Raw genomic sequence first — 14,121 nt, 5'->3', positions numbered from 1 at the left:
GCGGGTCTGATGTCTGGTGGGTGATGGGCTCCGAGAGTCACGCTGAGGCGCCGGTTGGTGCGCGAGCCGCCGCGAGCGCCGGCCTGCTGGTCGCCTCACGCCTGATCACGCGGTGCATTGATCTGATCACCCTGAGCCTGTTGGGCCGGCTGCTGACGCCTGCCGACTTCGGCATCGTGGCCATCGCGATGTCCGTGATCTTCATCGTCGAAGCGGTGATGGAGATTCCGATCGGCGTGGCACTGGTCCGAGTGCGAAATCCCACCGAACGACATTACGACACCGCCTTCACTGTTGGACTATTGAGGTCCTGTGCGTTGATGGCCGTTGTGGTCGCGTTGTCGTGGCCGATCGCGCAACTGTATCGGGACGAAAGGCTCATCTGGCTCATTTCGGCGCTCGGCACCGCGCCCGCAGTCCGGAGCCTGGGAAGCCCGCGGATCACTGAGTTTACCCGTCGGATGGATTATCGGCCGATCGTTGCTTTGGAAGCGATGGGCAAGCTGACGTCGCTTGTGGTGTCGGTGGTGGTGGCCTGGTGCACGGGATCGTATTGGGCAATCGCTGTCGGGACGATCGCGACGCCGCTTACGATAGCTGTGGCGAGCCACATCGCGTTCAGATATAGGCCGCGACTGTCGCTGGCGGAATGGGGCGCATTCTCTGCCTTCGTACGCTGGTCCACGATCAATCAACTGGTCGGGGCTATGAACTGGCAGATTGACCAGTTGATGCTGGGCCGGATGGTGAGCCGTCAGGACCTCGGCCGGTTCTCCATGGCATCAAATCTGGCGTCGTTGCCGACCCAGGTGATCATCGTTCAGCTTCTCAATCCGCTCACCGTGGCGTTTTCGCTGATCCACGACAATCCTGCGCGATTGAAAGATGCGTATCGAGCAAGCGCTGCGATGATCGTCTGCGTTGGTCTGCCGGTGCTGATCGGGCTTGGCCTCGTTGCGGATCCGCTGATCCGCCTGGTGCTGGGCGAAAAATGGACCGTGATCTCGCCGATCGTATCGTTCATGGCGTTGTCGATTATTCCGTCGCTGTTCGTGTCGCCACTATCGCCGCTGTTGATGGCGTTGAACCGGACGCAGGCGCTGTTCCCGATCGCGCTGTCGGAATTGCTCTTCAAGATGCCGATTTTATTGGTCGCGATCTGGCTGTTCGGGATGGAAGGGGCGGTCGGGATGAGGACGCTGACCGCGTTATTCGTGGCAGCGGTTTCGATGCGGGCGGCACAACAAACGATCGGCTGGGCCGCATGGAAGCAGGTCGCGGAGCATTGGCGTTCGATCGTGGCGGGCGCGTTGATGGCGGCTGCGATCTATCCGCTCACGTGTGACCTGGAACACGAGCCGCAAATTGTTCTGATGGCCGCGAAGTTGGTGGGCGCCGTTCTGTTGGCTGCGGCGGTCTATGCCGTTGCCATCCTGGCGCTTTGGTTTGTCGCAGGACGACCAGCAGGCGCCGAGGCGAAGATCCTGAATCTCGTTCGATCAGTGATCAGGCGGTAGATCGATAGCGATTGCCGAACGTCGGCCTGATCGGAGCGCATTCGCAATCGCGGTGGCTGTGTTGGCGATGTCAATGCGGGCGGTAAAATAATACAAATCGGAAGTCACTGGCGAATGGAAAGAATGTTCTTTGGGTGATCCCGTCCGATCACCAAATCCAGGACGCCGATCCAGTTTCCCTTGCAGCGTCCTCTGCGATCGATCCACGGCTCGGGCTTGAAGGCGCGAACATGGTTCATTACCAGATTGCGCGCGATCAGCCGGATCCCGGCTTTGACAGACAAGGTCCCCTTCCGCATCAGATAGACTGGGTTGACGATCTGCGAATAGCCGAGGCGTACGCCCGCCAGACGAGCGGCTTTGACACCCTGATGAACTCCGGCGAAGGCGGTGGTCAGGGCGAGGCCGCCTCGGCGGCCCACGCGTGCCGCAAAGTCGATATCCTCTTGCCAAGCGTAGAGCGGCAGGTTCTCGTCGAAGCGCTCGGCCCCGATGGCAGCGCTGCGATACACCATGTTGCAGCCATACAGCCCATCGAGCGAACAGATTACTTTCGCCTTGGGCCTGCCGTTCCGATCGTTGGCGACGACCAGCGCGATGGCTTCTTCATACGGAATCCCCGCGGTGTTGATCCCGTCCGCCAGCAGCGATCCATTCACCGCGACCACTGCAGGATGGTGCTGGAAGAAATCCTCGATCCCCTCCAGGCAATAGGCCGACGGGACATAGTCATCGTCAAAGAACGCGATGATGTCCGTAGAGCCAAGAAGCAACTCCAGCGCAGCGTTGCGTTGCACGGGAAGGCCCGGATTGCAGTAGACAACCTCGGCGCCCGCCAGCATCGAATCCGAGGGCGGAAGGTCTGACGGCTTCACGACCGCAAATACGAACCGGCTTGGCTGGAGGGTCTGTCGGAGAATGTGATCTTTCCAGCGACCAAGCTCCTCGGGGCGGCCGGTGCTGGCGACGACTACCGCGATCCTGGTCGACCCCATCGGTCCTCCAACGGGGCCTTTGCTATCTGTCTTCGGCGACGTGTCGAATGACATTGCAGAGATCCGCTCCGGCTTTCCGCCACGTAAAATTCGCTGCCTGCGCTACCCCCTCGGCGGAGCGCTCCAGCCAGAATGGAGCCGAGCCCGCGAGCGACCTGATCGCTTCGATCCACTCCCTGGGATTGTCTGCAGCCGCGTAGAGCGCCCCTTTCCCCGCGACCTCGGGAAGGGCACCGCAGGGCGCGACGATGGCCGGGCAGCCCAAAGCCATTCCTTCCAAAGGTGGCAGGCCGAAGCCCTCCGTGGTCGATGGAAATGCTACGCAAAGCGCCGCTTCTAAGAGGGACCGTAACTCACCGTCGGTCACGGCCCCTGCAAACACGACATTGGCTGGAATGTTGGGGAACAAGCGGTCAAAGTCGCGGCGATCATGTCCGCCAAACAGGACGAGCTTGATGTCGCCAAGCTCCGGGCTGGAAAAGGCGTCCAGTAGAACCTTGATATTCTTGTGCGCCTGAGTGGAGGACAGCGCGACCACAAAGCGCCGCCGTGCAAGCGAGAGACGATCGATGATCTCGGGCGCTCGGGGATAGGTCAGGACGTGATCGACACCGTTATGGATCACCGAAATGCGCTCGGCATCGACGACGCCGGCTCTCGCCAGCTGCTCGGCGGAGAAATGGGACACTGTCAGAATGCGACGATGCCTTCGCCCGGTCAGCGGCAGAATGGTCTTATACCACGTGCGAAAAGCAGCCGAATAGGACTGCGGGGTGATGAACACTTGTGCATCATGGATCATGGTGATCGCGTTGCCGATCGCCACCGGTCCAAGATTGCAGAGGTTGAGCAGCAGATCGGAGCGCACGGCGCGGGGCAGGTCGATCTGCTCCCACAGCTGCCCGCGCAAGCGGCCATAGCGCTCAACGTGAACGCCTTGCGTGCCGTCCGGCGCGGACTTGGGAGCAACGATCGTTGGCGAGGTCGAAAATACGCCGTCCAGGAGGTCCTGGTTCAAAACGATCTGGCGAATAAGCTGATCGGCGACCCTGTGGACGCCGGTAGGTCGCGCTGTCAGGAACTTCCCGTTGATCGTCAGTCGACGAAAGGGCAATGGGTTCACCTAATGCGATCTCCAGAACGCCTCTCGCGTCCTGGGCAACTATCGATCTGCCGACGGCGCCAGATAGTGTCAAGACAACTGTAGAGGGAATAAGATCACCCGTGCTTGTTTGTTTGGGACAATGGTAAATTCATGGGGCGTTCTTAATGGGGATGGAGCAAGGCGTCGATCAGCCCATGGGCAGGCGGTGATGCTTGAGTTAGTAGGCGATACGCAGAGTCCGGCGGTCGCCAGGACATCATGGCGGCCTGTGCCTACTGCTTGTCCTGATAGCGTAGCTCGGATCGCTCTATTCGCGTACGTGGTCTGGTGCCGCGTCTGGACTGGCGGGATCGGTCCGATCATTGGGACAAGCGGCAGGCTACACAGCCGCCGGACGGGCACGGCCGGTTCGAAGGAGACGTTGACAGATTTGACTAAAGCGAGAAACTTCAGCGCGGCCGAGCCTCAATGAGCTCCGGCCGCCGACAGCAAGAGAAAGGCTCCGGGGCAACACCATGACGATCGAAGTCATCGGAATGATCACGCTCGCGCTCGGCGTGATCTGCCTCTTTCAGCCTGTATCTTTCATCATTCACGCCTTTGTATGCTCGATCCTGCTGGGCGCGGCCGCCGCCTTCACGCTGCCGAGCCTGGGCGGCACCAACGTCACCCCATCGCATTTGCTGTTAGGGTTTCTGACGATCCGCATTCTTGCTGAACCGGGTTGTCGGAGCCGGCTGTCCGATGCCCTGGCGATAGGGACGCCCGGATTCTGGCTGGCGCTGATCGTGGTCGACTGTCTGGTCTCGGCCTATTTCATGCCGCGGCTGTTTGCCGGAGACACCTTCGTCTATCCGGTGCGAACCACCGGCTACATGGTGGTGCTTCAGCCCGCGACGTCGAACTTCACGCAGTCGGTCTATCTTGTCGGAGATCTGGTCTGCTTCGTTCTGATCTGGGCGTATGCGACTTCCTACGTGGGGAGAAGCCAGTTAGGGAGTGCCGCCATCCTGTGCGTCGCCGCCAACCTGGCCTTCTCGGTCGTCGACCTCGCCACCTATTATTCGAACACCACTGAAATCCTGTCGTTCATCCGGAATGCCTCCTACGGGTTGTTGACCGAGGTGGAGCTTGCGGGCTCGAAGCGACTGGTCGGATCGTTTACCGAGGCGTCCGCGTTCGGATCGATGACGGTCGCGTTCTTTGCTTTCACGTTCCAGCTCTGGCTTTGTGGAGTTTACCGACGCTTGTCGCTGGTGCTGGCCGTGCTGTCCCTCGGCGCGGCGCTGCTCTCGAAATCGTCGACGGCCTATGTCGGGCTCGCGGTGGTGCTGGGCATCTTCTATTTCCAGATCGTCTCGGCGTCGTTCTCCGGCGCACTGCGTATTGAATCGATGGTTCTGCTGGCCGGGGCGCCGTTCGTGGTGGCGTTTATCATCCTGGGAATTCTCGCCGACGATCGTGCATCGAGCTATGTGGCAGACATTCTCAACGAGCTGGTGTTGAACAAACTGTCGAGTTCCTCGGGGGTCGAGAGATCGCTTTGGAACAGACAAGGGCTGGAGAACTTCTTCGACACCTTTGGGTTCGGCGTTGGCAACGGCAGCATGAGAGCGTCGAGCTTCCCGATTGCGGTGCTTGCGAGCCTTGGAGTGGTTGGAAGCATCCTCTTCGTCGGGTTCTTTCTGTCGGTGTTCTTGGCAAAAGACGGTAACGGTGTGGACGCGAGGGACGAGGGCTACAGAAAGGCGGCCAAGGTCACCTGTGCGGCAATGCTGGTCACGCAGGTTCTAGCTGGCGCGCTGACTGACCTGGGGCTGCCGTTCTTCATCTTCGCGGCTCTGGCCTGTGCCAAGCGCGATGCGTTGTCGAGAGTGAGGTCGAGCACCAGCTTGTCGCTCAAATCCGGGCTCGGTGTTCTCGCAGCGGCGCGCCGATCCGGCGCAAGAGGACTATAGCAGGGTCTGTCGGATACGGTCGGCAAGACGGACCGCAAAGGCCACGATCATAAGAGTTGGATTCGCGTGGCCACTGGTCGGAAAGATCGAGCTTCCGGCGACGTAAAGGCCGCGTACGCCGTGAACTTGGCAGTGTTGGTCGACCACGCCTGATCGCGCCGACGCCGACATCCGCGTGGTCCCCATGCTGTGCGCCATGTCGATGATCACGGCGTCGTTGAATGCGCCTTCCGCGACCCATGGTTCCAGGATCGGCTTCGGTAGCTGCACGTGCGCAAAAGCCGACTGCACGATGTGGCCGAGCCGCAAGATGGTTCGGCGCTCGTCAGCGTTGATCCGCCAATCGACCCGTGGCAGCGGCAGGCCCAACCTGTCCGTCTTCTCCGACAACGTGATGCGACTGTCGGGATCAGGGCGCTGCTCGGATATGGCGTCGATCCACACGTCCGTCACCTTGTGCGGAACGCCGCGACTGAGGAAGTCGTCCGCGGCTACATTAGGCATGTAACGAATGGCGGTTTGGACGATGAGATCCTTGACGGCGACCGGAAGCCGGTTGCTCGACAGTAGCTTCATGGCGGCGCCCTTGCCGAGGAGACCGGCGCCGGCAATGGCACGCATGGCATCCTTGACCTGTCGCTTACTCTTTCCGGTAAGGAGCCGTTTGACGGCGTCCCATGGGTCGTCCGCCGCATGCTCCGGCATGAAATAGATCGCGGAATTCAAGAGATGCTCTCGCTCCTGCACTTCAGGCGTGATCGCGAGGCCATGCATGTACATCGAGGTGCGACCGCTGTTGCGGAGGCCGTAGAAACCAAAGCGCCGCATGATCTGGTTGGCGTTCGACCCGCCGAACCTGGCGATCCGCGCGCCGGCATGGTCCATCAGGAAGCGCCCCACCAGATCGTGCTGATTGCCAACTCCGTTGGCGTGGATCGTCGTTGAAGCGAGCAGAAGGCGCGCATTTTCGATACCGCCGCCGGCGATCACGGCGGCCTTTGCGTGTACGGTGTGGCGTTGCCCGTTAATTGTCGCGATCTCTAATCCGCGAAACCCGTCTCCCTCCTGGGTCAGATCGAGGCGTGTCGCGGTCGCGTTGAGCAGAACGCGAATGTTGTCGGCTTCCAGCCTGAGAAAGTCGGCGCCGAACCGCATAATGTCGAGAGGATCGATCCGGGATCGCGAAAACTGCCAGAAGAACGAGCGAAGCCCCTGCGGGCCGAGTTGGGGGTCGGGAGGTGAAATGCCGAGCAGGGTCCAAAGAGTGTCGTCGTAGCGGTTCGGTCCGAGGTTCAGAATGTCGGCTGCGCGATCAAGAAACGGATCGAGGCTGGATCGGTCTATCGGCCAGCCGGAATGCGGGACCCATGCTCGCTCCTGGAAATCGATGCCATCGAAAGCGGCCGACTTTCCTGCCCAAGCATGTGTCGAGCCTCCGAGCGCTCGACAGCGGACACCATAAGGTTGCTGGTCCTGAGTCCAGGAGCGGCAATTGGCACCGTGAAAAGCAATCCGCTTCTGAATTTGGTGAGGGGCATTCGGCTCGCCGATGCTCTCCAGCGTCGAGAGCTCGGTTGCTTGAGGGGCCTCTTCAAGCAACCCGCTCTCGACGATCAGGACGCGTAGCGGAGCACCTCGCAACTCGCGTGCTACGGTGAGGCCTGCTGGGCCGCCTCCGATAATGACGAGGTCGGCCTCAAAACGAGTATCGGCGCTGAAATGAGCAAGGTTCTCGACAAGCATGATTTCAGCCTACCAGCCTGTGCTGAAGCCGGGAATCTCTTTCACGGCGGGCTGCTCTCACAGACACTTATCTGGTCAGGGAAGATGTATGCCTGACGAAGAGGGCGTTGCGCTGCCGTCGCTATGGCGATGTGGAGGGGCTTGCGTCCGTATGCTGGTGAAGCGATGCGGCCTGGGACAGAACGGATCGCCAGACCCTTAGGGCGTTCTCTGTTGAAAATCTCGCAATACTCGTTCGCATCTGATCCAAGCGCTGCGCCTTCTCATCCTCGCTCATAGCTGCGATCTGATGCATTCCCTGAGCGATCGCGTCGACATCCAACGGGTCGACAAGGATGGCTGATGGGCCAGCAACCTCTTGGAGAGCTCCTCCTCGGCTCAGCAGCGGTATTACTCCATAGTGGATCGCCTCGGCTGCCGGTAAGCCGAAGCCCTCAAGTAAACTTGGGAGGATGAATCCTTCTGCGTTGGAGTACAGCCAAAGAAGCTGGGGATCGTTGACGTACCCCGGGATGATAACGCCGGGGGTGCGGTCTGCGGCGGCGATGACGTGTTCGGCGCCAGGCTCCGGGCCGCCGCAGATCACATAGCTATACGCCTTCTCGGCGAGGCCGGTTCGTCCGAAGGCCTCGATCGCCCGCAACTGGTTCTTGCGAGTTCCCAGGCTGCCGACGGACAGAAAGAACTTGCCCGGGATAGACGTCACCGGTTGCTGGTCCGAGGAGCCCGAAGCGAACCTGATCGGCGGATACAGAACGCCCAGATAAGGGAAATCGTCGCCATAGAGCAGCTTGAATTCCTCGCACGAGCTTTCACTGGCGAACAGAAGATGCGGCTTGGCCTCCGCGATGCGATCGAACGCCGCCCGGTAGATCTGCTCGACACCATCGGCGTAAAAGGCCGGATGGGTCAGGGGGCCGACGTCGTGGCAAAGAATGATATCGGTTTCGCGCAGGTCGTGGATGAGGACTTCTCTTGGATCGGTAAAGACGATTGGCAGCCTGTTCCGGCGCGACAAGAAGGCTGTGAGTGTCCTGGGATGCCGAACCCGGAGATCGATTTCGACGACGGCCAGACGGCCCAGGATACGGGCAATCAGCCCGGTGGGAAGCCGGTCTAATCCGAGCCTCCAGTAATAAACCTTGCGGATCAGATCCTTCGAGCCGGCGATGAGATCGCCGCAGAAGAAGAACTTACCGGTCCTGTTGTTGAGCGCCAGCGTGAAGTCGCAATCGACAAGTCCTGGTTGACCAGACATGCGTAGCTCTTGTTCAGTCTTCAGGCGATCGGCGCCCGATGATGGCCTGATGGGGGCGCGCATGTCATGGACGTTTTTCCACGCGAATGTCCTTGACCAGAAATTCGCTGGGCGAGGCAATCGCGTTTATGCGGAAGTGCCAGCCCCACTGGCCGACGAAATTCGCGTCATCGATCGTCCATGTCAATTCCTGCCAGTCCGTTTCGCTCGGTATCTCACGATAGGAGGCGTTGATGTAGCCCTTCTGGGATTCATAGTCCAAGCTGAAGCCTGCCTTCGGACTCCCAGGCAGCCGTTTGACCGTTGCGCTGATCTGCAGGCGGCGGGTGCCCCACGGAACGAATTGCGGCGATACCGCGAAATAGGCGTAGTGACCTTCATTGTTCGCGACGGAAAAATCGAGCCGCCGCGAGATCGAACCCTCGTCCGTGAACACCTTGGTGGTCTGCGGATTGATCTGCTGGAGACCGCCGCCGCGATTGGTCTCACCAAGAGAGATCGTGACAGCGTCCACCTTCGAATAGTCGACATCTTGCAGAATCGGCAGGTCGCGGTTCTTTTTTGCCTGCTGCACGATCGCGTCCGGAAGCTTCGAAACGAACAGGGGCGTGGACGACAGGCTGAGGGGCTTGCCGGCATCCAGAGTAACCTCCGAGCCGTCGGTACGCGTGACCAGAACCGGCGACTGGAAGGTCGTTTCAACCGTTTTGTTCGAGGTGGTCCAAGCGGCCACTACGGGACCTTGTCGGCCCTCGAAGACAAAGCCTAGGCCGTCGGCGTCCGCTCGGACCCATCCAAGATAGGTCGGGCGATCGCCCAGCAGACGGATCAGGGTTGCAAGCGCCTCGAATGAGGGGCGCGGTGAAAAGTCCGTGCGAAGCAATCCGTGGTCTGCCTGATCATGATAGGCCGGCCCTCGCGCCTCGAACCAGAAGATCTTCTCGAACTCGGACGCGAGCGCGAGCACGTAGGCTTTTGTCAGCAGTCGCGATTGACCTGCTTCGGACCTCGGTTCGGTGGTTGCGACGGCTCCGACTTCCGAGATCCACAGCGGGAGCGAGCTGTCGAGGTTATGTGAGGCAAGCATGCGCCGCAGCGTCGATGCCATCGCCATGAACTCGATCTCGCCTCCAGCCTCCAGCAGATCGAGCTTTTCGTAGGGGTGCACGCAGATGAAGTCGAAATGCCCGGCCGCGCCCGCTTCGATCGCGCGCTCCAGAAAGTTGACGTCGAAATTTGCGACGCTAACTCCGATCTTTGCCGAAGGATCGGCCCGCTTGGCGGCCGTCGACGCCTCCTTGACCAACTCGGCGTAGATGGACGGATTTCCGTTAACGGCGAAGCTGCCGTTGAACTCGTTCCAGATCTCCCAGTGTTTCACCGACCCGCGATAGCGCTTGACGATGGCGCCGACGTAGTCTTTCCAGTACTGGATGTCCTTAATTGGGAAAGCGCGCGTGCCGCCATCGGCGGAGGCCCAGGGCGCCAGATAGGCTAGCGGATACAGCAGGCTGATGCCGTTCGCCGTCGCATCGCTGACGAGTCGATCAGCTGGGGCCCAGTTCCAGGTGCCTGGGTTGGGCTGAATGGTCTGCCATTCCTGGAAGGCCCGCAGCCATTTGACGCCCGCCTTCGCCAGGATCGGATTGAACCGGCGATGATCATCAAGCCATTCGGCGCCGGTGGCGACGCCCCACGGACTGGCCTGCTGTTCGGCGCGATCGCTGGTGGCATCTGAGGCGAGGGCGCTTCGTTGACCAACGGCAGCGCCGGCAGCGATAATTGTCGCCGTCACCACAACCGGCACCAACCGGCGTGCCCGAGCGCAGAGCTGACCGATAAAGGATGTGGGGCGCCCAAGACGAGCGCGGTCGAACGCCATTCTGTCTTGTCTCACTCGATCAAGTTGTCACCACCAGGTGGTTTAAGATGTCGCAGGAGTGCAGATCCTGCTCGCCGGCCCAGATGCTCATGCATCCGCTCTGACGGGAGCACTGCCGGGGACCACTGTGGTCCGGCGCATGATCCGCAGATATTGCTTTTCAAACGACCCGACCAGAGACTTCAGTTGCTGAGCGGGACGCTCCACAAAGTGCCATGACATCGCCGCGAGGATCGCTGCGAGCGGCACGCATACCAGGATGTTGATCCACCAGACGCGGCCGGACGGAATCGTGGCTGCGAAGGTCTGTTGGATGACAAACCCGTACAGGTACATCCCGTACGAGTAATCGCGGTCGCGAACGATCGCGAGGCGCCGCGGTGTGGTGAGGCCTAGGAAGATCGCGACATAAGGAACGACCAGCGCGCCAAAATATTCTCCGCCGTAGCGGGAGTACATCCCGAGCAACGCAACCGCCGTGGCGCCCCAGAATACGGACCAGCGCCACGGAATTTCATAGCGGTAGTAATATAGCGACAGGCCGACGATCCCCGAGATCATCAGGGCGAAACCCGGAACGTTGCCGTTGAAGGGCAGATATTGCCATCCGTGCCACCACAGGCGGGCGACGAAATGAAATACGATCAGCACGACAACCGAAATCGGACCCAAGATGCGATAGCGTTGCACGCCGGCAATGGCCAGCAGACCGATCGCCCCATAGGTGTACAACTCGAAAGGCACGGTCCAGAGTTGTGCGTTGACGATGTCGGGCTTGGGATTGTTTTGAAACACGCCTGGAAGAAGATAGTGGATCTCGCCAATCGCGTTGAGCAGGTAGAGGAAGAACAGCTTGTCCGTGAAATAGTCGCTCAATGCCAGTGTTGTCAGCATCGGGCCGATCAGAAATGCGGACAGCAGCACCTCTACGGTAAGCGCCGGGAATATTCTGATCGCCCGAAGTCCAAAGAACTTAATGAGTGTCTTGCAACGATCCAGGCTGGCGGCAACCAGAAACCCGCTCACTCCGAAGAACATCGGAAGAACAGATCGCAGGAATGGCCGCGCGGGCGTGTCCCACATTGCGGCATCCGCGGCTTGCCCATAGCTCGTCAGCACGCTGTGCGTCGCGATCACCATGACCGCGAGCGAGACCTTCATGTAGTCGAAGCCGGAAGGGCGTCCAGCGCTTGCATCAAGGCGGTCTCCGAGTGATTGCAATGACATTGCGCGATACCCAGTGATCGTTGACAAGGATGCATTCGGCGTTGAACAGCTTGGGGTTCAACGTAGTGCAGAAATATCGTGATCGCGGTGCGCGAAGTCGCATCGTAGTGCGTGTGCGACGATGGGTCGTTGCGCTATGCAACATCATTGTAGGTTTTTGAGAGCCTTTCAAGTGCGAGTTAGTCTCTCATCAAATTGTGCGCGTGAGAGACGGTGGCGTGTGAAGACTTGCGCGGGTGAAGTGCCCGTCTCGCAATGGTTGTTCCTCGCGCGCTGTCGAGCAGTGACGGCAGAGGTGGGATCTTTACAACGCTCGCGAGGCGCGATGAGAGGAGTGTGTTGACATATAGGTCAACGCACTGCGGTCGCAGGAACTATCGTTGATCGGGATCAGGCTCGCGTGATCGATCCGCGTTAGCGCTTTCGCTTACAGTCGGGTTAAGAGTAAGCTTAATATGCGAGGCAGATTGCCGTTAGTTGGTTGCAAGGGTAGGGATAGTCATGGCGAGCACCGTGGTTATCAAAGAAGGATCTGGCAGTGGCGCGGCTGCGGCATGCACCGTTCCAGATGTTCTTCAGCAAATTGCCCAACGTTTTCCGGAATCCGTTGCCGCCATTTCCGAGCGTGGGCGGATTACCTTTGCCGAGTTTGAGTTTCGTTCGAACCAATTGGCACGATTGCTTGTCAAAAGAGGCGTGAAGGTTGGCTCAATTGTTGTCCTCTTGACTGGGCGCTCGATCGATACGCTGATCGGCATGACCGCGATTTTGAAGGCGGGCGGAGTCTATATGCCGCTTGATATCGGGCTAGGCCCGGAAGCGATCGGCGGCGCCATCCAGGATGCACAGCCGACGCTGGTTCTGACGGAGCATCAACCGGCTTTGATTGACGCGATCGAGCAGCGCCGCCTGAGTGACGAGCTCGATGCCTCGCGGCTTGAGCCCGGTGATCCGTTGGCACTCGATCTGACGCCATCCTTGCCTGCCTATGTGATGTTCACGTCGGGATCGACAGGGCGGCCGAAGGGCGTTGTGGTGCCGCATCGTGCCATCGTCAGGCTGGTTGTTGATACGGATTTCATGACGTTGTCGCCCGCGACGGTCATGCTGCATGCGGCGCCATTGGCGTTCGATGCCTCGACGTTGGAAATCTGGGGGCCGTTGCTGAACGGCGGACAGGTCGTCATCGTCGAAGATGCGGTGCTGTCGGTCGAGCGGATCGCCGAGACGCTGGGGCGTTTCTCGGTCAATGCGGCCTGGCTCACAGCCGGTCTTTTCCATCTGATGGTCGACGAGCGACCCGAGGCGCTGTCGGGTCTCACGACTTTGCTGGCCGGCGGCGACGTCCTTTCGCCGGTGCACGTTCGTCGTGCGATGGCTCTGCTGCCGGATTGCACGATCATCAACGGGTACGGCCCCACTGAAAATACGACGTTCACGTGCTGCTATTCGATTCCGCGCACGGGCTGGGGCGATGGGCCGGTGCCGATCGGTTTTCCGATTTCGGGCACGAGTGTGCACATTCTATCGGATGCGCTCGAGCCGGTTCCGGACGGTGAGGAAGGTCAGCTTTGCGCGGGTGGGATCGGGCTGGCGCTCGGCTACCTCAATCGCCCGGAGCTGACCGCGGAAAAGTTCGTCGTCGATCCGTTGTCTGACGATCCGAAGGCTCGGCTTTATCTCACCGGGGATTACGTTCGTCGCCGGAGCGACGGAGCGATCGAGTTCCGTGGTCGGCGGGACCGTCAGGTCAAAATCAACGGCGTGCGTATCGAGCTCGACGGCGTAGAGCAGGCGCTGCGGCAGGATCCGGTCCTGGCCGACGCGGCGGTGGTTCTGTCCGCGGATCGAGGCGACGTAAAGCGGATTGTCGCTTTCTTGAAGCCGCTGCCAGGTGACGCTGCCGGTGATCTTGAAGCCGGCATCATCCGCAGACTCAAAGAGCAATTCCCCGCCCAAGCGATCCCATCAACGATCAAGATCGTGGATGAGTTGCCGCTCAACAAGAACGGCAAGATCGACAGAGCGAAGCTGCTGAGCGACCTGATCGCGACGGAGCAGCTGGGCGCAGGTACCGATGATGAAGATCTCTCTGACGATAGTGTCGGATCGATCGTGGCCGACATCTGGAGCGCATTACTGGGCAAGTCGGTCGATGCCAGGGCGAACCTGTTCGATCTTGGCGCGACGTCTCTGCAGATGATCGCGGCGCACGAGCGCATTCAGGCGGCGATTGGGATTCGATTTCCAGTTACGGACCTGTTCGCCCATCCCAGCATCGCCGAATTCCAGGCTTGTTTGGACGGAGCCTCGCATCGGTCGCTCGCCATTGCCGGAGCAGCGCGTGGACGCCGGCAGAGGCGTGCGATGAATGCTGCGTATGGCGCGATCAGTGTTCGGAGCCATCACGCATAGGGCTAGACGGAGCTGAGGCGA

General features: G+C 60.2%; 9 protein-coding genes. 3 read left to right on the top strand and 6 right to left on the bottom strand.

Going from position 1 to position 14,121, the window contains the following annotated elements; genetic code table 11:
• The first annotated feature begins 23 nt into the window (after positions 1-23).
• Positions 24-1,517, top strand: a complete 1,494-nt coding sequence (locus tag LRC39_RS17125; RefSeq protein ID WP_346295049.1) for a lipopolysaccharide biosynthesis protein — start codon at positions 24-26, stop codon at positions 1,515-1,517.
• Between the two features lie 104 nt (positions 1,518-1,621).
• Here LRC39_RS17125 and LRC39_RS17120 read toward each other — a convergent pair whose 3' ends face one another.
• Together LRC39_RS17120 and LRC39_RS17115 are read right to left on the bottom strand one after the other, a co-directional pair.
• Complete coding sequence (locus LRC39_RS17120; RefSeq protein ID WP_346295048.1) at positions 1,622-2,512, bottom strand: glycosyltransferase family 2 protein; 891 nt, start codon at positions 2,510-2,512, stop codon at positions 1,622-1,624.
• 22 nt (positions 2,513-2,534) lie between these two features.
• Positions 2,535-3,635, bottom strand: a complete 1,101-nt coding sequence (locus tag LRC39_RS17115) for a glycosyltransferase family 4 protein (RefSeq protein WP_346295047.1) — start codon at positions 3,633-3,635, stop codon at positions 2,535-2,537.
• Positions 3,636-4,132: 497 nt separating this feature from the next.
• Between LRC39_RS17115 and LRC39_RS17110 the strand changes: the two genes are divergently transcribed.
• Entirely contained in the window at positions 4,133-5,575 is a 1,443-nt protein-coding gene (locus LRC39_RS17110; RefSeq protein WP_346295046.1) for a hypothetical protein, read from the top strand.
• Here the strand turns inward: LRC39_RS17110 and LRC39_RS17105 are convergent.
• The 4 genes from LRC39_RS17105 to LRC39_RS17090 form a co-directional block, all read right to left on the bottom strand.
• The gene (locus LRC39_RS17105; RefSeq protein WP_346295045.1) at positions 5,570-7,318 is read right to left on the bottom strand and encodes a GMC family oxidoreductase; all 1,749 of its coding nucleotides are present in this window, start codon (positions 7,316-7,318) and stop codon (positions 5,570-5,572) included. The two genes, LRC39_RS17110 and LRC39_RS17105, sit on opposite strands and share 6 nt — an antisense overlap.
• 121 nt (positions 7,319-7,439) lie before the next feature.
• On the bottom strand, positions 7,440-8,576 hold the full coding sequence (locus LRC39_RS17100) for a glycosyltransferase (protein WP_346295044.1): 1,137 nt from the start codon (positions 8,574-8,576) through the stop codon (positions 7,440-7,442).
• Positions 8,577-8,640: 64 nt separating this feature from the next.
• On the bottom strand, positions 8,641-10,458 hold the full coding sequence (locus LRC39_RS17095; protein WP_346295043.1) for an endo-1,4-beta-xylanase: 1,818 nt from the start codon (positions 10,456-10,458) through the stop codon (positions 8,641-8,643).
• Positions 10,459-10,545: 87 nt separating this feature from the next.
• Positions 10,546-11,619 (bottom strand): acyltransferase family protein, encoded by a 1,074-nt coding sequence (locus LRC39_RS17090; protein WP_346295042.1) that lies wholly within the window; start codon positions 11,617-11,619, stop codon positions 10,546-10,548.
• Between the two features lie 567 nt (positions 11,620-12,186).
• On the opposite strand from LRC39_RS17090, the gene LRC39_RS17085 reads away from it, so the two are divergent.
• Positions 12,187-14,100, top strand: coding sequence for a non-ribosomal peptide synthetase (locus LRC39_RS17085; RefSeq protein WP_346295041.1), 1,914 nt, complete (start codon positions 12,187-12,189; stop codon positions 14,098-14,100).
• Positions 14,101-14,121 lie beyond the last annotated feature (21 nt).

It is taken from the genome of Rhodopseudomonas sp. P1 (genome assembly GCF_039642825.1).
GTDB lineage: Bacteria > Pseudomonadota > Alphaproteobacteria > Rhizobiales > Xanthobacteraceae > Rhodopseudomonas > Rhodopseudomonas palustris_H.
The sequence above is the reverse complement of the archived record's forward strand: the minus strand, read 5'-3'. Positions and strand labels throughout refer to the sequence as shown.